This is a genomic window from Rhizobium sp. CRRU65, from assembly GCF_048551595.1.
GTDB classification, from domain to species: domain Bacteria; phylum Pseudomonadota; class Alphaproteobacteria; order Rhizobiales; family Rhizobiaceae; genus Rhizobium; species Rhizobium leguminosarum_J.
The window spans coordinates 78,726-95,481 of record NZ_JBLYZH010000024.1 but is presented as its reverse complement, the minus strand read 5'-3'; the positions used below and the strand labels follow the sequence as shown (position 1 = coordinate 95,481).

Here is a 16,756-nt window from a genome sequence, read left to right as displayed (position 1 = left end):
CATAAGGCTTCGGCGGGGCGGGCGGCAAGGCGGTTTGACGCCGGGTCATTATTCGGGCTGACCTTCCAGGTCGCCTTTCAGCCGGTCGAGGATAGAGAGCGCATGGCCGGCATAGGCGCTGATCCAGCGGTCATAGATGTGCTTGATCGGCAGGCTGTTCAGATGGTTCCAGCGCTCGCGGCCTTCCTTCCTGGCGATGACCAGATCGGCCTCTTCCAGTACCTTCAGATGCAGCATCACCGTACAGCGATCCATCTCCGGAAACATCTCGCAAAGGGTCCCTGTGGTTCGGGGGCCATCCTTGAGCAGATCGAGGATTTCGCGGCGGCGATGATGCGCCAGCGCCTTGAAGACAGGGTCGTCGGTTGATTCGCTTGACATGTTATGTTTTTATAACATAATGACGCCAAGTACAACGGAACAGGCACAATGGAGAAGAGGAGAAGTGTCATGTCTCTCGGAATCCGCGTTTCCGGCCGCATCGGCCGTCCCGTCGCAGAGGTGTTCGATGCCGTCGTCAATCCGAAGAAGCTCAGCAGCTATTTCACCACGATCGGCGGAGCGAGCGCGCCGCTCGTGAAGGGCACGACGGTGACCTGGTGGAAGGATGCGCCGGTCGAGGTCGTCGAACTGGTGCCGGAAAGCCGCATCGTGCTGCGCTGGGATGGCGGCACTGGCGAAGACGAGGCGAAGTACAAGACGCTGGTCGAGATGAACTTCAAGCCGCTGGAAGACGGCGGCACGCTGGTGACGATCGCCGAGACCGGCTGGCGCGAAGACGATTCCGGCCGGCGCGGCACCTATCTCAACTGCGAAGGCTGGACGCAGATGCTTTGCTGCATGAAGGCTTTCGTCGAATACGGCATCAATCTGCGCGAGGGCATGTTCCTCAGCGAAATGAAGGGAGAGCCGGCCAGCGCGCCTGATGTTTGAAGGAGTGTGTCGGCATCAAGACGATCGGCAGCGCAATCGTCGCATTCCCCGAAATCACCGAGACTTTGCTTGCCTGTCACACTGCGGGTGCTAATTTCCGGATTCGATACTTCATTTCGGTTTCCAGGAGATTTCATTATGCAGCTTGGCATGGTTGGTTTGGGCCGCATGGGCAATTATATGGTCCAGCGCCTGATGCGGGGCGGTCACGAATGCGTCGTTTACGACGCCAGGCCGGAAAGCGTTGCCGAGCTCGCGGGCCTCGGTGCGACCGGCAGCGCTTCGCTCGCGGAATTCGTCTCGAAGCTCACCCATCCACGCGCGATCTGGCTGATGCTGCCGGCGGCGATCGTCGACAAGGTGCTGGCGAGCCTAGTGCCGCTGCTTGAGAATGGCGATATCATCATCGACGGCGGAAACTCCTATTACCATGACGACATCCGCCGCGGCGCCGACCTCATCACCAAGGGCATCCACTATGTCGATGTCGGCACAAGCGGCGGCGTCTTCGGCCTCGAGCGGGGTTATTGCCTGATGATCGGCGGCGAGAAGGGCATCGTCGAACACCTTTCCCCGATCTTCGCGACGCTGGCGCCTGGCGTCGGCAAGACGGAAGCCTCGCCCAACCGGAGCGTCGAAGCGGCTGCGGCCAGCACCGCCGAGCAGGGTTACCTGCATTGCGGCCCGCATGGCGCCGGTCATTTCGTCAAGATGGTGCATAACGGCATCGAATATGGCCTGATGGCCGCCTATGCCGAAGGTATCAATATTCTGAAGCACGCCAATATCGGCGCCGCCTCGCACGAGACCGATGCGGAAACCGCGCCGCTCGCCCATCCGGAACATTTCCAATATGATTTCAACCTGCAGGATGTCGCCGAAGTCTGGCGCCGCGGCAGCGTCATCACCTCCTGGCTGCTCGATCTTACGGCCGATGCGCTGCATGCCGATCCCGCACTTTCGAAATATGCAGGCCGCGTCTCGGACAGCGGCGAAGGCCGCTGGACGATCATGGCGGCAATCGACGAAAGCGTGCCGACGCCGGTGCTGAGCGCTGCGCTCTACGGTCGCTTCTCCTCGCGCGACAATGACGAATTCGCCAACAAGGTGCTGTCGGCGATGCGCGCGGGCTTCGGCGGCCACGTGGAAAAACCGGCCGTGAAATCCTGAAGGCGAGCGACTTCACTCACCGTTCCGACAAAGCCATCATTCTGAAATCGAGCGCGGCGTTTCGTTTCGAAGAGGCGGCGACGTTGACCTTTCCTAGCCATCAGTATGGTTTTCCTACTGCTTGCTGGCGGCAACGGTCGCGAGTATCCATTGCAAAATGTCGGCGCTGCTCTGCACAAGCGACCGACATTTCATTGGAGGCGGTCATGGAGCGTGGCATGGCAAGGGGCTTGAAGGCCGTCATATTCGGCATGCTGACATTGCTCGCGCTTTTTTCGGCGGTTTCGCCTGGCTTTGCCCAGACGTCGCCGGCGCAGGTGTCGGCCGCGGCCGCCCCGCCGGCCGAGGTGCGTCAGATGATGGAGCTGATGCAGACTCCTCAGGTCAAACAATGGATGTCGACGCAAATGGCGGCAGCACCCGCGAGCGATTCGGCGGCCGGCGACCAGATGTCGGTGCTGTCAGGTCTGCTCCAGCATGCCCGTCGGCACGTCTCGATGGTCTCCGATGCAGCGATGACACTGCCCTCGCAGGTCGGCCATGCTTCTTCGCTGTTTTTCGGCGAGATCGCCGCCATCGGCTGGCCACGCATGATAGCGCAGTTTCTGGCGATTTTCCTGCTCGGCACCATCGTCGAGCGCATTGCCCGCTATGCCTTCCGCCGCCGTCGCCAGGCGGCGCAGATGGCGGGCATGCATCTCGCCCCGCGCGTCATTCCGGCGCTGATCTTTGCGATGGCGACGGCACTTGCTCTTCTCAGCGTCAGCTGGCCGCCGGTCAGCCAGAGCATCGCGATCGTTTGCGTTGTCGCGCTCGTGGTCCAGCGCTTCACCATCTGCCTTGGTGGCGTGCTGGTCGATCTCATCGGGCTGGCGCGAGCCGAGGAAGAACGACAGGAGATCACCGCTCCGATCATGCCGGCGCGTGACGTCGCATTCTTCTGGTATCGGCGCTGTGCAACCTTCGTCATCTATTTCATTTTCGGCTGGGCGGTGATCCAGTCGATGGAGCCGCTCGGCTATTCTGCGAGCGTGCGGCTCCTCGTCGGCTATATCCTCGGCATCGGCCTATTGTTGATTGCGATCGAGGCGGTCTGGTCGCGGCCGCACAAGGACGAGAAGCGTGGTCACGGGACCTCCTGGGCGCTCACCGTCTATTTCCTGTTGCTCTGGAGCCTCTGGGTCGCAGGCTTCAACTGGCTGCTCTGGCTCGGCATTTACGTGTTGCTGCTGCCGCGCGTGCTTGCCGTCTCGACGATTGCGGTAAAATCGCTGCAGCAGACCGAAGCGAGCTTCCTTGCCACGCGCCGCATTGCAGCCGTGCTGCTCGACCGTGGCGTGCGGGCGCTGATCATTGCCGTTGCCGCCATCTGGCTTGGGCATATGCTCGGCGTCGGTGCCGATACGATGGCGGCCGGCGAAACGATGATCGACAAGATCGCGCGCGGCGTGATCGGCGGCATCGTCATCCTGCTTGCCGCCGATCTGCTCTGGCATGTCATCAAGGCCTATATCGACGGCAAGCTGCTTGAATCATCCGTGGATGGCGGAGCAACGGATGAGGAGAAGGCCAAACGCGCGCGGATACAGACGCTGTTGCCGATCTTCCGCAATATCCTTGCCGTCGTCATTGCCGTCATCGCCGTTCTGATGGTGCTCTCCGGCCTCGGTATCGAAATCGGGCCGCTGATCGCCGGCGCCGGTGTCGTCGGCGTTGCGGTCGGTTTCGGCGCGCAGACGATCGTCAAGGACGTCATCAGCGGCATGTTCTATCTCTGGGACGATGCCTTCCGCATCGGCGAATATATCGAAAGCGGCAGCCACAAGGGCGTGGTCGAGGCCTTCAGCCTGCGTTCGGTGAAGCTCAGACATCATCGCGGGCCGCTGACGACGGTGCCGTTCGGTGAACTCGGCGCAGTGAAGAACCTCAATCGCGACTGGACGATCGACAAGATCAGCCTCAACGTCAAATACGACACCGATCTCGTCAAGGCGAAGAAGGTGATCAAGCAGATCGGCCAGACGCTGCTCGAAAATCCGGAATTCGGCCCTCATATCATCGAGACTCTGAAGATGAAGGGTGTCGAGCAGTTCGGCGAATTCGCCATCGAAATCCGGCTGTCGATGATGACGAAGCCCGGCGAGCAATTCGTCATCCGCCGCAATGCGCTGGCGATGATTCGTAATGCCTTCCAGGAAAACGGTATCGAATTCGCCGTGCCGACGGTGCAGGTGGCGGGCGACCGCGACGCGGAGGTGGATGCTGCCGTCGCACGATACGCCGCGCATGCGCGGGCGGGCGCCGAACCGGCGGCATGAACCGCTTCACATCGCGCCGGCTGCTGCGATCAGCAGGCCGCCGATGATCGCCAGGTTGGTTTTCCAGGTATTGATCGCGCTGTCGCGCGCCGTTCCCTGCATGTCCCAGAAATTCAGCAGCATGACGGTGGCCGCCAGCGTGAAGACGATGAGACCGAATGCCGCTGCCGCGACAAAAAGGCCGAGCATCAGCAGGATGCCGGCGACGATCTGGAACGTGCTGCCCAAGATCAGCACCCATTTCGCAAAAGGGAGGCCGCGGGCTTCGATCGCCTCGGTCAGCGGCACGATGACGAAAAAATGATGAACGCCGCCAGCGACATAGAGGCCGCCGAGCAGCAGGCGGCCGAGAGCAAGCATCACCAAGGCCGAACCATCCTGCATATCGAACCTTTCTCTCGCGTCTCAACTCTCCATCGAGCGCAAGGCTCTGCCGAAGCTTACGAAAATGCAATGTGCTGCGTCGCCCGCCTGCGCAAATTCGCCCCAATTGAGGATGATTGAGGCGCAGGCGGCGGGGCTGGGGTAGCGGCGGCATAGCTTCATAGAGCTTATATGCCTTTCATGTTACGTCATCTGAAATGATTCCCGCCAAGCTGGCAGTTGCAGCAGGGTACGAGAATGTCGGGGCACGGCAATTTGGAAGAGATTGAAGAAGCGGACGGGTTTTCTTTTGGCGGTCTATTCAGACGGTACAGAACGCCGCTGCTGGCAGCCGCATCACTGGTGGTCTTCTGCCTCGTCGGTTACGCCATCATGCAGCTCACCAACGAGGTGCGCTATGACGACGTCGTCGGTGCGCTCGCCGCCACCAGGCCGAGCTCGATCCTGCTTGCGTTGTTCTTCACGGCGCTCAGTTTCCTCGCACTGATCTTCTACGATCTCAACGCCATCGAATATATCGGCAAGAAGCTGCCCTTTCCGCATGTCGCGCTGACGGCGTTCAGTGCCTATGCCGTCGGCAATACCGCCGGTTTCGGCGCCCTGTCTGGGGGGGCGATTCGCTACCGCGCCTATACGCGCCTCGGGCTCTCGCCGGAGGATATCGGACGCATCATCGCCTTCGTCACGCTGTCCTTCGGATTGGGGCTTGCGGGCGTCGCGGCAATCGCCCTCATCGTCATCGCCGACGAGATCGGCCCGCTCGTCGGCATCAGCCCCTTCCTTCTTCGGCTGATCGCCGGTTCGATCGTCGCCATTCTGGGCGCGGTGATGATCATCGGCCGTGACGGGCGCGTGCTCGATCTTGGCCCTGTGGCAATCCGCCTGCCGGATTCGCGCACCTGGTCGCGGCAATTCCTCGTCACAGCCTTCGATATCGCCGCCTCGGCGTCGGTGCTCTATGTGCTGCTGCCGCAGACAGCCATCGGCTGGCCGGTCTTCCTCGCCGTCTATGCGATCGCCGTCGGTCTCGGCGTGCTCAGCCATGTTCCGGCCGGGCTCGGCGTGTTCGAGACCGTGATCATCGCCTCGCTCGGCAGCGCGGTGAACATCGATGCCGTGCTCGGATCGCTGGTGCTCTACCGGCTGGTCTACCATGTGCTGCCGCTGCTGATCGCCGTGCTCGCGGTCTCGGCGGCGGAGCTGCGTCGTTTCGTCGACCATCCGGCCGCCTCCAGCATGCGGCGCATCGGCGGACGGCTGATGCCGCAGCTGCTGTCGGCTCTCGCGCTGCTGCTCGGCGTCATGCTGGTGTTTTCGAGCGTCACGCCGACGCCGGACCAGAACCTCGAATTCCTCTCCAACTATCTGCCACTGCCGATGGTCGAAGGGGCGCATTTCCTCTCCAGCCTGTTGGGGCTGGCACTCGTCGTCGCCGCGCGCGGCCTCGGCCAGCGGCTCGACGGCGCCTGGTGGGTCGCCGTGCTCTCGGCGCTTGCCGCGCTGACCTTGTCGCTGCTGAAGGCGATCGCGCTTGTCGAAGCGGCTTTTCTTGCCTTCCTCATCTTCGGGCTCTTCGTCAGCCGCCGGCTCTTTACCCGCCAGGCCTCGCTGCTCAACCAGGCGCTGACGGCGTCCTGGCTGATGGCGATCGCCGTGATCGTCGTCGGGGCTGTCGTCATCCTGCTCTTCGTCTATCGCGACGTCGAATACAGCAACCAGCTCTGGTGGCAGTTCGAATTCACCGCCGAGGCGCCGCGCGGGCTGCGCGCCGTGCTCGGCATCACCATCATTTCGTCGGCGATCGCCGTCTTCAGCCTGCTCCGACCGGCGAGCTTCCGGCCGGAGCAGGCGACGGACGAGGCGCTGGCGCGTGCCGTCGAGATCGTCATGAAGCAGGGCAATGCCGATGCCAATCTTGTGCGCATGGGCGACAAGAGCATCATGTTCTCGGAAAACGGCGATGCCTTCATCATGTATGGCCGGCAGGGCCGCTCCTGGATCGCGCTGTTCGATCCGGTCGGCGACCATCGCGCCGTGCAGGAACTCGTCTGGCGTTTCGTCGAAGCGGCGCGCGCCGCCGGCTGCCGGGCCGTGTTCTATCAGATATCGCCGGCGCTGCTGTCCCATTGCGCCGATGCCGGCCTGCGCGCCTTCAAGCTCGGCGAACTGGCGGTGGCCGATCTCAGGACCTTCGAGATGAAGGGCGGCAAATGGGCGAACCTTCGCCAGACGGCAAGCCGCGCCCAGCGCGACGGGCTGGAATTCGCCGTCGTCGAACCGCAGGACTTGTCTTCGGTCATCGATGATCTTGCCGCGGTTTCGACGGCCTGGCTCGAGCATCACAATGCCAAGGAAAAGGGCTTCTCGCTCGGCGCGTTCGATTTCGATTATGTCTCCTCGCAGCCGGTCGGCATCCTGAAAAAGGACGGCAGGATCGTCGCCTTCGCCAATATCCTCGTGACCGAATCCAGACAGGAGGGCACGATCGATCTCATGCGCTTCTCGCCGGACGCGCCGAAGGGCTCGATGGACTTTCTCTTCGTGCAGATCATGGAATATCTGCGAGGGCAGGGTTTCACCCACTTCAATCTCGGCATGGCGCCTCTCTCCGGCATGTCGAAACGCGAGGCGGCGCCCGTCTGGGACCGCATCGGCAGCACCGTCTTCGAACACGGCGAGCGCTTCTATAACTTCAAAGGCCTTCGGGCATTCAAATCCAAGTTTCATCCGCACTGGCAACCGCGCTATCTTGCGGTCTCAGGAGGGGGCAATCCGATGATCGCGTTGATGGACGCGACATTTCTGATTGGGGGCGGATTGAAAGGGGTAGTGAGAAAATGATCAGAACAATCCTTCTTGCCACGGCATGCGCCTGCATGCTCGCGGCCGCACCGGCTGACGCCGCCGAAGAGACCACGCAGAGCTTCGAAACCGGGCTCATCCCGTCGCCGCACATCTTCCTGCCGGAAGGGGAGGTGAAGGGCACGGTGATGCTGATCTCGGATGCCGCCGGCTGGGGCGATTATGAGAAGGGCGAAGCCGACAGGTTGGTCGCCGAAGGCGCCGTTGTCATCGGCGTCGACTTTCCATCCTATATCCAGGCGCTCGGCCAGTACGACGTCAGCCTCAACGACGGCTGTGTCTACATGGTGTCGGACATCGAATCGCTGAGCCAGCAGGTGCAGCGCGCGACCGGCAACAACGCCTATCACCTGCCGATCGTCGCCGGTATCGGCGAGGGCGGGGCCTTGGCGCTGGCGATCGCCGCGCAAACGCCGGATGCGACGATCGGCCAGACACTTGCCGTTAATCCGGCCGCCGGCATTCGGCTTGCCAAGGAGCTTTGCACGCCGGCGTCCAAGCAGGTGGTCGGCGAACGCACGGTCTATGGCCTCAGCGACGGCATCCTGCCGGACCCGATCGTTACCGTTTTCACGCCTGAGGCCAACAAGGATGGTCGGGCGCATGCCGAGGCGCTGAAGAAGGCCCATGACGCGATCGAGATCCGCGATTCCACCGACGATGCGCAGACGGCGTTTGCCGATACGCTCGACGATCTCGTCACCGCCTCCGGCGCCTTCGGCAACCCGCTCGGCCTGCCGCTGGCGGTGCTCGAGGCAACGCCGGCCTTCGATACGATGGCGGTGATCTATTCCGGCGACGGCGGCTGGCGCGACATCGACAAGGAGGTCGGCGGCACGCTGCAGAAGGAAGGTATTCCGGTCGTCGGCGTCGATTCGCTCCACTATTTCTGGAAGGAGCGCAAGCCGGAGGAGACAGCTGCCGATCTTTCGAAGATCATCGATTTCTACCGCAAGCAGTGGAAGGTGAAGCATGTCCTGCTCGTCGGTTATTCCTTCGGCGCCGATGTCGTGCCCGCCACCTACCAGCTCCTCAAGCCAGCCGAAAAGTCGGCGGTGGCGCAATTGTCGCTGCTGTCGCTTTCGCACCAAGTCGACTACGTCATCTCTGTTCTCGGCTGGCTCGGCCAGAAGACGGAAGGGGCGGGAGGCGATCCTGTCGGCGATCTGAAGAACATCGATCCGAAGCTCGTGCAATGCATCTACGGCAAGGACGACGATGACGATGTTGCCTGTCCGGCGCTGAAGGATAGCGGCGCCGAGGTCATCGAACTGCCCGGCGATCATCACTTCGACGAGAATTACGATCTTCTCACCAAGACAATCATCGACGGGCTGAAGAAGCGGCTGCAGAATTAATGCATGTCGCCCAAAACTGTGCAGCGGTTTTGGGACCACGACAGGCATCAAATAGAGACTTAAAGCACTCGCGGCCCGCAGGACGCGCTAACGCATCAGCGTTTCTTCGCTCCAGCCGAGCGTGGCGAGTTCGCCGCCACGGAACCGGGCATCGTCGGCAACGATGAATTCGTCGAGTTGCGGCGGAGCGACGCTGGTGCCGGAGAGCATCGCATGCACCTGCCCGCGATGATGGGTCTGATGCTGGAAGAGGTGGCCGAGCACGTCCTCCATCCGCTCTTCTTGAATGCGGTCGCCGCGATGGAGGCTGATGGTCGAGATGAGTCTCTCCGGCGTCAGGGCCTCGCAAAGTGCCGTCAGGCGCTGATCGACCTTCGCCTGCGCCTCTGTCAGCGAGGAAACGTCATCGAACGGTTCGTTGACCTCGAAGGCCTTGAGCCCGAGCGTGCCGCCTTCCAGGCCGTCGACATAGAACCAGTCGACCGTGATGATATGGTTCAAGGTTTCCTTGATCGAGGGGAAGAAACTGGTGCGCGGCGCTTCGAATTCGCTGGGCTTCAGTGTCGCGCAGGCCTGAAGCAGCCGGCGGTTGGCAAGGGCGTTGTTGTAGGCAAGTTTGCGAAATGGCCTGACAGGATCGAAGGTCGGCATCGGCGCATCTCCTCTTTAAAGGCTTTTGGCGACAGCACCGCCACCTTTTAAGGCGCGCAAAGGGCGCTGTAACACCTTGAATTGCCTGCGTCAGTCTTTGCCGTCGAGATCGCCGTCCCGCCAGACGAGATGACGCGGCACAACGGGAAGGGTTTCGATTTCATCGGCGATGAAATAGGGCGGGATGTCGAGTGCGGACAGGGCATTACGCGTTGCCGGCACCCATTTGAACTCGAGATGGTTGTCGCCGTCCTCGACCCGATGGATGATCTCGCCGGACAAGAAGGGGAATTCTGGCGGAATCTCCATCAGATAATAGAGGCCGAGTTCATGCCAGTCGCGCTGTTCGTAGCGGAAAAAATTCTCGACGATCCAGAGCAGGCGATGGACGGTCACCTCTACGCCCAGTTCCTCCACCATCTCCCGTTTCAGCGTTTGCTCCGACGTCTCGCCGATTTCCGCCCTGCCGCCCGGAAAGGTCCAGAAGGGCTCATGCACGGCGCGATGGACGAGCACGTGGCCGTCACGAAAGCCGAGGCCGGCGATGCGATAGTTGAAACGCTCAGCGCCCGCATTCAGGCGGATGAGAGTGCGCTTGGCCATGCCATTCTATCCAAGATCGATCACGACAATTTCCGGCGGCACGCCGAAGCGCACCGGCGCGATGGAGCAGCCGAGGCCACCGGAGACGATGATATTACGCCCCTCCTCGATCATATGACCATAGGCGTAGCGGTTGCCGTAGCGCGAGGGCACGATAGGCGAACGGCCGAGCAAACGGATCTGTCCGCCATGCGTGTGACCCGATAGCGTCAGCGACACACGCTCCGGCACGCGCGGAAAGATATCGGGTTCATGGGCAAGCAGGATGACCGGCGCATCGTCCGTCACCTGAGCCATCGTTCCCTCGAGATCGTCGAGGCCGAGCATCTGCGTGCGGCCCCACTTCCGGCCCGGCAGAAGCGCTAGCTGATCTTCGAGGCCTGCGAGCCAAAAGCCGCTGCCATCCTTTTCGAGCCGGACGGCGCGGTTGCCATAGACCGGGATGCCGACGTCGGCGAAGGCTCGGTGTCCGAATGTTTCCATCCCGCCGTTCTTCTGGGCGGTCCTGTCCTCCCACCAATCGTGGTTGCCCATGACCGCATGGACGCCGAGAGGGGCCTGCAAGGTGGCGAGCGCCTTCGACCATTGGCTCGAATGCACGTACTGCGTCACCATGTTCATGCCGGCGGCGTAATCGCCGAGCAGGACGGTGACGTCGCCTTCGAGTTCATTCGCCGTGTGGCAGATCGCGGCAATGCGGCTTGCCGACATCCAGGGTTCGCAGGCATGGAGATCGGCGAGCGCGACGACGCGTAGCTTGAGCCCTGGCGTCCATCCCGGCGGCGTCAGCTGGTAGCGGGTGATGGCGAGCCGCGCGAGCGGTTCATAAGCAAAGGCATAACCACCGAGCGACATGACGCCGGCGAAACCGCCGCCGAGAACCTTCAAAAATCCGCGGCGGGTGATCACTCAGTTGTCCTCCTGGAACAGCCGGAACTGCGCAGCCTCCATATCCTTTGGCGGTTGCATTCCCAGATGTTTCCACGCGATTGCGGTCAGAACACGGCCGCGTGGCGTGCGCTGAATGAAACCCTGCTGGATCATGTAGGGCTCGATGATGTCCTCGATCGCGTCGCGCGGCTCGGAAAGGCCGGCGGCAATGGTTTCGATGCCGACCGGGCCGCCGCCAAAATTGACCGCGATCATGTTGAGGTAACGTTTGTCGAGCTGGTCGAAGCCGACATTGTCGACCAGCAGGCGGGTCAGCGCCTCGTCGGCGATCTCGCGGGTGACGGCTTCTGCCCTTGCCACCTCGGCAAAGTCGCGCACGCGCCGCAACAGCCGGCCGGCGATGCGCGGAGTGCCACGGGCGCGTCTTGCGATCTCGCGGGCGCCCTCCTCGGTGATCGGCAGGTTCATCAGCCGCGCGCCGCGGCGCACGATCAGCTCCAGCTCCTCGACGGTATAGAAACTCAGGCGCACCGGAATGCCAAAGCGGTCGCGCAGCGGCGTCGTCAACAGGCCGAGGCGGGTTGTGGCCGCCACCAGCGTGAATTTCGACAGGTCGATCTTCACCGAGCGAGCGGCAGGGCCTTCCCCGATGATGAGGTCGAGCTGGAAATCTTCCATGGCCGGATAGAGGATTTCCTCGACGGCGGGATTGAGGCGATGGATTTCGTCGATGAAGAGCACGTCGCGCTCCTCGAGATTGGTGAGCAGGGCAGCGAGATCGCCGGCCTTGGCGATCACCGGGCCCGACGTCGAGCGAAAGTTGACGCCGAGCTCTTTGGCCATAATCTGCGCCAGCGTCGTCTTGCCGAGGCCGGGCGGACCGACGAAGAGCACATGGTCCAGCGCTTCGCCGCGGTTTTTCGCCGCCTCGATGAAGACCTTGAGATTGGCGCGCGCCTCCGCCTGGCCGGTGAACTCGTCCAGCGATTGCGGGCGCAACGTGATATCAAGGTCTTCGCCCCGCTTTTCCGGCGATATCAGGCGGGCGGGTTCGCTCATGCTCTCATTCCGTTTTGAATCCTGTCACACCAATACACCAAAAAACGGCTGCCTCGACATCCCATCATCGGTTTTGCGGCTTTTCACCGCGCCAGTTCCTTCAATCCCAGCCTGATCAGCTTGGCGCTGTCGGCGTTATCACCCGCCGTCTTCATTGCCGCGGCAACCGCATTGGCGGCCTGGTCGCGGGAATAGCCGAGGTTGGTCAATGCGGACACCGCATCGGCGACCGGTGCTGCCGCGACGCCTTCACCGAGTTCCTGCTTGAGAGCGATATTGATTGCTTCCCCGGCAAAGGCAGGCGCCCGGTTCTTGAGCTCGGTGACGAGGCGCATCGCCACTTTCGGACCGACGCCCGGCGCGCGGGAGACGGCAGTGCGGTCCTGCAGGGCGATCGCATTAGCCAGTTCGCCTGGGGTCAACGTCGAGAGCACGGCGAGCGCCACCTTGGCGCCGACGCCCTGGACGCTTTGGAGCAGGTTGAACCATTCCCGCTCTAGCGCGGTCATGAAGCCAAAGAGCTTCAACTGATCCTCGCGCACATAGGTCTCGATGAACAGCACGCAGGCCTCGCCAGCCGAGCCAAGCTTCGACAGGGTGCGGGCCGAGCAATGGGCGACGTAGCAGACGCCGTGCACATCGACGAGCACATAGTCTTCGCCGATCTCGTCTATGGTGCCTTTCAGCTTGCCGATCATGGGTCGCGGTCTCTCAAGGATGCGTTTCGGGAGAAATGATGTCCAACTCAGGGAAATAGGAGCGGTAGCGCGCGCCATCGCGCGTCAGAAGGCGGTGCGATCGAACGAGGGCGTGCGCCCCGATGAAAAAATCCGGCAGGGTGCGATCGCGCAGGCCGCCGCTTCTCCGGTACTGCGCGTGGGCCATGCCGGCCCGGTACGCGGCGGGAAACGGCAGGGCCTCGCGGATCAGGTTCAGCCGCGACAGGAGAAATGCAAGGGTTTCCTCGCGCGGGGTCATGCTTGCCAACTCCGCCCAGACGACCGGTGTCATGATGAATTGCGAATCCGGACGCAGTATGCTCAACGCCCGCGCGGACCCTTCCCTGAAAGGATTATCCGGCCCGAAAATATCGATGAAGATGTTCGTATCAACGAGGACTGAGGTCATCACGTGGTCCCCTCAACCATTCCATGAATTCATCGGTCGTCATGCCGCTGGTGTCGAGGGTCCCGCTCATACTGCCGAGCCAGGATTCAAAATCGTCCTGTGATGGCTCTATCCTGCTGGATAGGACAACGAGGCGGGCACCCTTTTCATCGGCAACGAAATCCACCTCGGATCCCGGGCCGATCTTCAAACGGTCTCGGATGTCCTTGGGAATGGTCACCTGGCCTTTTTCCGTCACGCGCATGGTAATACCTCCGAGGTATTACTTATCATCGAATGGGAACAGTCAAGAACAGATTAGCCGGCCAGCGCCTGCCGCATCCGGTTGCTGCCGCGATTATGCGCATGGCAGATGGCGATCGCCAGGGCGTCGGCGGCGTCGTTGCCCTTGAATTCGACCTTCGGCATCAGGATCTTCAACATCATGTGGATCTGCTGCTTTTCGCCATGGCCGACGCCGATGACGGCCTTCTTCACGGCGTTCGGGGCATATTCGGAGACCGGCAACCCGGCGCGCGCCGGCACCAGCATGGCGATGCCGCGGGCCTGGCCAAGCTTCAGGGTCGCCACCGCATCCTTGTTGACGAAGGTTTGCTCGACGGCGGCCTCATCCGGCTTATAGCTGTGGACGATCTCCGCCAGGCCGTCGTGCAATTGGCAAAGGCGGGAGGCAAGGTCCATGTCTCCATCGGAGGTCACGGTTCCGGATGCCACAAACCGCAGGGAATTGCCTGATGTCTCGATGATTCCCCAGCCGGTGCGGCGAAGACCGGGATCGATGCCGACGATGCGAATCGTATTTTGCATGGTTCAACCTATAGCGATTGCGAAATAACTGCCATCGATATGTGAACAAAACAAAAACATTCCTGGATTTCGGCCCCGCCATTTACCGCGAATTAAAACAGATGCCTGAATTCTAGTCACCGAATACGAGAGAGGCTGCTTTTCGCGAAGATTTAAGCCTCCGATGTTCTGTTTATAGGTCAGTTGATCAGGCATGCGCTGCGTGCCCGCGCTTGGCAGGCGCGTTCAGAAGGGGTTCGTCGTACATGGCTCGGAGATTTCAATCCCTTTCCTTTAAGGTCATCGCCACATTCATTCTGCTGACCGTGCTGTCGATCGCGGTCATCGATGTGCTTGCCTATTTCGCCAGCAGCCGCATTTCCGACGAGCAGGCGCTGAAGGCCAAGGAAAGCGTGCTGATCTTTCGCGGCGACATGCTGCAGGACCAGCTGACGCAGCTTGAAAACCAGGCCAACTCCATCGCGCGCATCGAGGCGCTGCAGATGTCGATCACCAACCTGAAGAGCGGCTGGAAGACCATCGAGAAGACCGCGGGCGATGCCCGTGCCGAGCTGAAGAAGGTTTTCATAGCAGGCAACCCCAACCCCGCCGACCAACGCGAGAAGCTCATCAAGCCGGAAGGGCCGAGCGGCTTTTATTATTCGAGCCACGAGAAGACGCAGGGTGAAGTTGCCCGCGACCTCGAGGATACCGCCTTCAGCGATCTGCTGATTGTCGATCTCGAGGGCACCGTGCTCTATTCCTATAAGAAGGAAGACGATTTCGCCGAAAACCTGAAGTCGGACGCCTGGAAGGCGACCGGTGCCGGCATCGCTTTCGCCAAGGCGATCGAGAATACCGCCAGGGCGACCGATGACGCCGCGCCGACAGGCTTTTCCGGCCTTCGCGTCGATGCCGGCAGCGGCAAGTCGGCGATCTTCTATGCCGTGCCGATCGTCAAGCTTGGAGCGGCCAAGGGCATCATTCTCTTCAAGGTGCGGGACGAGATCGTCACCGGCATCCTTGCCAAGGGCATCGTCCAGGGCAGCACGGCACGGGCGGCGATCGTCTCCGGCGATGGCTCCGCCGTCGGCCTCGACGCGAGCGGCAAGCTTGCAACGCTCGATCCGACACCCTTCACCTTCATCAAGAGCGCGCTTGCCAGTTCGGCGATGACGGTGGCCGACTTCGGCCGGACGGACGGCGCGGCCCGCGCCTATGTCCGCGGCATCGACTATCGCGGCGATCGCTTCCTCGTGGTCGAAAGCGTGCTTCTGAGCGAGCTTAATGCCGGCTCGATCGAGATCGCCACTCTGCTGACGATGATCGGCATCGGTGTGCTCGTCGTCATGGCGATCGCGACCGGCCTCATCACCAATTTCTTGTTTTCGCCGCTTGCACGGCTTGCCGGCGTCACCCGCGATGTCGCCGACGGCAAGCTCGACAGCGAGATCGGCAGCCTGAACCGCAACGACGAGATCGGCACGATGGCCAACGCGCTCGACCGCTTCCGCCACTCGCTGATCGAAAGCCGCGAGCTCGAAGCCGCGAGCGAAGAGACGCGCCTGCAGGCCGAGCACGACCGCCAGCAGAACCTGGCCGAGCGCGAAGCCGAGGCGAAGACGCTACAGCAGGTGGTCGAGGCGATTGACGAGGGCCTGCATCATCTGGCGAATGGCGATCTCGCCTATCAGATTGATACCCGCTTCCCGAACGAGCTTGAAAGCCTGCGCGTCAATTTCAACGAGGCGCTGGCGACGCTCAGCGAAACCATGACGGCGATCGGCGGTAACTCGATGGCGGTGCGCGCCGGCTCCGAGGAGATGCGCACCGGTGCCGACGAACTTGCCGGGCGCACCGAGCGCCAGGCCGGCTCGATCACCGAGACCGCGAATGCGATCAGCGCCATCACCCAGTCGGTCCGCCAGCAGATCGCGCGGGCCGAACAGGCCGAGCGCATCGCCCGCGACGCCAAGAAGGAGACGACCGGCTCCGGTCTGATCATGCGCGAGACGATCGCGGCGATGGAGGCGATCCAGGCCTCCTCGCGCCAGATCAACACGATCATCTCGGTCATCGACGACATCGCCTTCCAGACCAACCTCCTGGCACTTAATGCAGGCGTCGAGGCGGCGCGCGCCGGTGAATCCGGCAAGGGCTTCGCCGTCGTCGCCATGGAAGTGCGCGAGCTGGCCCAGCGTTCGTCGAGTGCCGCAAAGGAAATCTCCAGCCTGCTGCAGAAATCGACGCATGAGGTCGAAAGCGGCGTTACGCTTGTGGAAAAAGCGGGCGTTGCGCTGACGGGTATCGGCGCCCATGTCGAGGCGATCAACGGGCAGATCAACGAGATCATGAGTGCGACCCGCGAGGAGGCCAATACGCTGCGCGAGATCAATAGCGCCGTTGCCGAACTCGACGCGATGACGCAGCAGAACGCCTCGATGGTCGAAGAGACGACGGCGGCGATCCACCGGCTGGCGACGGAAGCCCTGGAAATGGACCGCCAGCTCGGCAATTTCACGCTGCCGCCCGGCCACCACCAGCCGATCGCCGAGGTGCATGTGCTGCGCCGTCACCGATAAATTATCGCTTGTGACATTGCAGAAGGGTCGC

Annotated in this window: 16 protein-coding genes; 6 read left to right on the top strand and 10 right to left on the bottom strand. The window is 62.0% G+C overall.

Features of this window, described 5'->3' with window-relative positions; translation table 11 throughout:
• Positions 1-48 precede the first annotated feature (48 nt).
• Positions 49-381 (bottom strand): ArsR/SmtB family transcription factor, encoded by a 333-nt coding sequence (locus ACM5SV_RS33645; protein ID WP_012758875.1) that lies wholly within the window; start codon positions 379-381, stop codon positions 49-51.
• Positions 382-450: 69 nt separating this feature from the next.
• Here ACM5SV_RS33645 and ACM5SV_RS33640 point away from each other — a divergent pair, with 69 nt between their 5' ends.
• The 3 genes from ACM5SV_RS33640 to ACM5SV_RS33630 all read left to right on the top strand — a co-directional run bounded on the left by ACM5SV_RS33640 (position 451) and on the right by ACM5SV_RS33630 (position 4,421).
• On the top strand, positions 451-933 hold the full coding sequence (locus ACM5SV_RS33640; protein ID WP_222014722.1) for an SRPBCC domain-containing protein: 483 nt from the start codon (positions 451-453) through the stop codon (positions 931-933).
• A gap of 138 nt (positions 934-1,071) precedes the next feature.
• Positions 1,072-2,103, top strand: a complete 1,032-nt coding sequence (gnd, locus tag ACM5SV_RS33635; protein ID WP_113548303.1) for a phosphogluconate dehydrogenase (NAD(+)-dependent, decarboxylating) — start codon at positions 1,072-1,074, stop codon at positions 2,101-2,103.
• Positions 2,104-2,309: 206 nt separating this feature from the next.
• A complete protein-coding gene (locus tag ACM5SV_RS33630) occupies positions 2,310-4,421 on the top strand; it encodes a mechanosensitive ion channel family protein (protein WP_419425486.1) in 2,112 nt (703 codons plus the stop codon).
• A gap of 6 nt (positions 4,422-4,427) precedes the next feature.
• Here the strand turns inward: ACM5SV_RS33630 and ACM5SV_RS33625 are convergent, their stop codons facing one another.
• Positions 4,428-4,805, bottom strand: a complete 378-nt coding sequence (locus ACM5SV_RS33625) for a DoxX family protein (protein WP_017995098.1) — start codon at positions 4,803-4,805, stop codon at positions 4,428-4,430.
• A 237-nt stretch (positions 4,806-5,042) separates the two neighbouring features.
• Here ACM5SV_RS33625 and mprF point away from each other — a divergent pair, with 237 nt between their 5' ends.
• Positions 5,043-7,646: a bifunctional lysylphosphatidylglycerol flippase/synthetase MprF gene (gene mprF, locus ACM5SV_RS33620; RefSeq protein WP_221974375.1), complete on the top strand. Its 2,604-nt coding sequence runs from the start codon at positions 5,043-5,045 to the stop codon at positions 7,644-7,646.
• Complete coding sequence (locus ACM5SV_RS33615; protein ID WP_222014718.1) at positions 7,643-9,025, top strand: virulence factor family protein; 1,383 nt, start codon at positions 7,643-7,645, stop codon at positions 9,023-9,025. The genes mprF and ACM5SV_RS33615 overlap by 4 nt, the downstream gene beginning before the upstream one ends.
• Positions 9,026-9,112: 87 nt before the next feature.
• On the opposite strand, the gene ACM5SV_RS33610 is transcribed toward ACM5SV_RS33615, so the two are convergent.
• The 8 genes from ACM5SV_RS33610 to ruvC form a co-directional block, all read right to left on the bottom strand.
• Positions 9,113-9,676 (bottom strand): DinB family protein, encoded by a 564-nt coding sequence (locus ACM5SV_RS33610; protein WP_221974374.1) that lies wholly within the window; start codon positions 9,674-9,676, stop codon positions 9,113-9,115.
• A gap of 90 nt (positions 9,677-9,766) precedes the next feature.
• Entirely contained in the window at positions 9,767-10,279 is a 513-nt protein-coding gene (locus ACM5SV_RS33605; protein WP_221968655.1) for an NUDIX hydrolase, read from the bottom strand.
• 6 nt (positions 10,280-10,285) lie between these two features.
• Positions 10,286-11,188 carry a metallophosphoesterase gene (locus ACM5SV_RS33600; RefSeq protein WP_012758866.1) on the bottom strand — a complete coding sequence of 301 codons (903 nt, stop codon included), beginning with the start codon at positions 11,186-11,188 and terminating at the stop codon, positions 10,286-10,288.
• Positions 11,189-12,229 carry a Holliday junction branch migration DNA helicase RuvB gene (ruvB, locus tag ACM5SV_RS33595; RefSeq protein ID WP_003552548.1) on the bottom strand — a complete coding sequence of 347 codons (1,041 nt, stop codon included), beginning with the start codon at positions 12,227-12,229 and terminating at the stop codon, positions 11,189-11,191. It lies immediately after the preceding gene.
• Positions 12,230-12,312: 83 nt separating this feature from the next.
• Positions 12,313-12,927 (bottom strand): Holliday junction branch migration protein RuvA, encoded by a 615-nt coding sequence (gene ruvA, locus ACM5SV_RS33590; protein WP_012758865.1) that lies wholly within the window; start codon positions 12,925-12,927, stop codon positions 12,313-12,315.
• 13 nt (positions 12,928-12,940) lie between these two features.
• The gene (locus ACM5SV_RS33585) at positions 12,941-13,357 is read right to left on the bottom strand and encodes a type II toxin-antitoxin system VapC family toxin (protein ID WP_221974372.1); all 417 of its coding nucleotides are present in this window, start codon (positions 13,355-13,357) and stop codon (positions 12,941-12,943) included.
• On the bottom strand, positions 13,338-13,601 hold the full coding sequence (locus ACM5SV_RS33580) for an AbrB/MazE/SpoVT family DNA-binding domain-containing protein (protein WP_003552542.1): 264 nt from the start codon (positions 13,599-13,601) through the stop codon (positions 13,338-13,340). The genes ACM5SV_RS33585 and ACM5SV_RS33580 overlap by 20 nt, the downstream gene beginning before the upstream one ends.
• A 53-nt stretch (positions 13,602-13,654) precedes the next feature.
• Positions 13,655-14,164: a crossover junction endodeoxyribonuclease RuvC gene (gene ruvC, locus ACM5SV_RS33575; protein WP_003542749.1), complete on the bottom strand. Its 510-nt coding sequence runs from the start codon at positions 14,162-14,164 to the stop codon at positions 13,655-13,657.
• 245 nt (positions 14,165-14,409) lie between these two features.
• On the opposite strand from ruvC, the gene ACM5SV_RS33570 reads away from it, so the two are divergent.
• Positions 14,410-16,725: a methyl-accepting chemotaxis protein gene (locus tag ACM5SV_RS33570; protein ID WP_419425485.1), complete on the top strand. Its 2,316-nt coding sequence runs from the start codon at positions 14,410-14,412 to the stop codon at positions 16,723-16,725.
• The last annotated feature ends 31 nt before the right edge of the window (positions 16,726-16,756 follow it).

What these genes read in the sequence shown, in the direction of transcription:
- ACM5SV_RS33645 (WP_012758875.1), bottom strand. Translation starts at nt 381, where the DNA reads ATGTCAAGCGAATCAACCGACGACCCTGTCTTCAAGGCGCTGGCGCAT.
- ACM5SV_RS33640 (WP_222014722.1), top strand. Translation starts at nt 451, where the DNA reads ATGTCTCTCGGAATCCGCGTTTCCGGCCGCATCGGCCGTCCCGTCGCA.
- gnd (WP_113548303.1), top strand. Translation starts at nt 1,072, where the DNA reads ATGCAGCTTGGCATGGTTGGTTTGGGCCGCATGGGCAATTATATGGTC.
- ACM5SV_RS33630 (WP_419425486.1), top strand. Translation starts at nt 2,310, where the DNA reads ATGGAGCGTGGCATGGCAAGGGGCTTGAAGGCCGTCATATTCGGCATG.
- ACM5SV_RS33625 (WP_017995098.1), bottom strand. Translation starts at nt 4,805, where the DNA reads ATGCAGGATGGTTCGGCCTTGGTGATGCTTGCTCTCGGCCGCCTGCTG.
- mprF (WP_221974375.1), top strand. Translation starts at nt 5,043, where the DNA reads ATGTCGGGGCACGGCAATTTGGAAGAGATTGAAGAAGCGGACGGGTTT.
- ACM5SV_RS33615 (WP_222014718.1), top strand. Translation starts at nt 7,643, where the DNA reads ATGATCAGAACAATCCTTCTTGCCACGGCATGCGCCTGCATGCTCGCG.
- ACM5SV_RS33610 (WP_221974374.1), bottom strand. Translation starts at nt 9,676, where the DNA reads ATGCCGACCTTCGATCCTGTCAGGCCATTTCGCAAACTTGCCTACAAC.
- ACM5SV_RS33605 (WP_221968655.1), bottom strand. Translation starts at nt 10,279, where the DNA reads ATGGCCAAGCGCACTCTCATCCGCCTGAATGCGGGCGCTGAGCGTTTC.
- ruvB (WP_003552548.1), bottom strand. Translation starts at nt 12,229, where the DNA reads ATGAGCGAACCCGCCCGCCTGATATCGCCGGAAAAGCGGGGCGAAGAC.
- ruvA (WP_012758865.1), bottom strand. Translation starts at nt 12,927, where the DNA reads ATGATCGGCAAGCTGAAAGGCACCATAGACGAGATCGGCGAAGACTAT.
- ACM5SV_RS33585 (WP_221974372.1), bottom strand. Translation starts at nt 13,357, where the DNA reads ATGACCTCAGTCCTCGTTGATACGAACATCTTCATCGATATTTTCGGG.
- ACM5SV_RS33580 (WP_003552542.1), bottom strand. Translation starts at nt 13,601, where the DNA reads ATGCGCGTGACGGAAAAAGGCCAGGTGACCATTCCCAAGGACATCCGA.
- ruvC (WP_003542749.1), bottom strand. Translation starts at nt 14,164, where the DNA reads ATGCAAAATACGATTCGCATCGTCGGCATCGATCCCGGTCTTCGCCGC.
- ACM5SV_RS33570 (WP_419425485.1), top strand. Translation starts at nt 14,410, where the DNA reads ATGGCTCGGAGATTTCAATCCCTTTCCTTTAAGGTCATCGCCACATTC.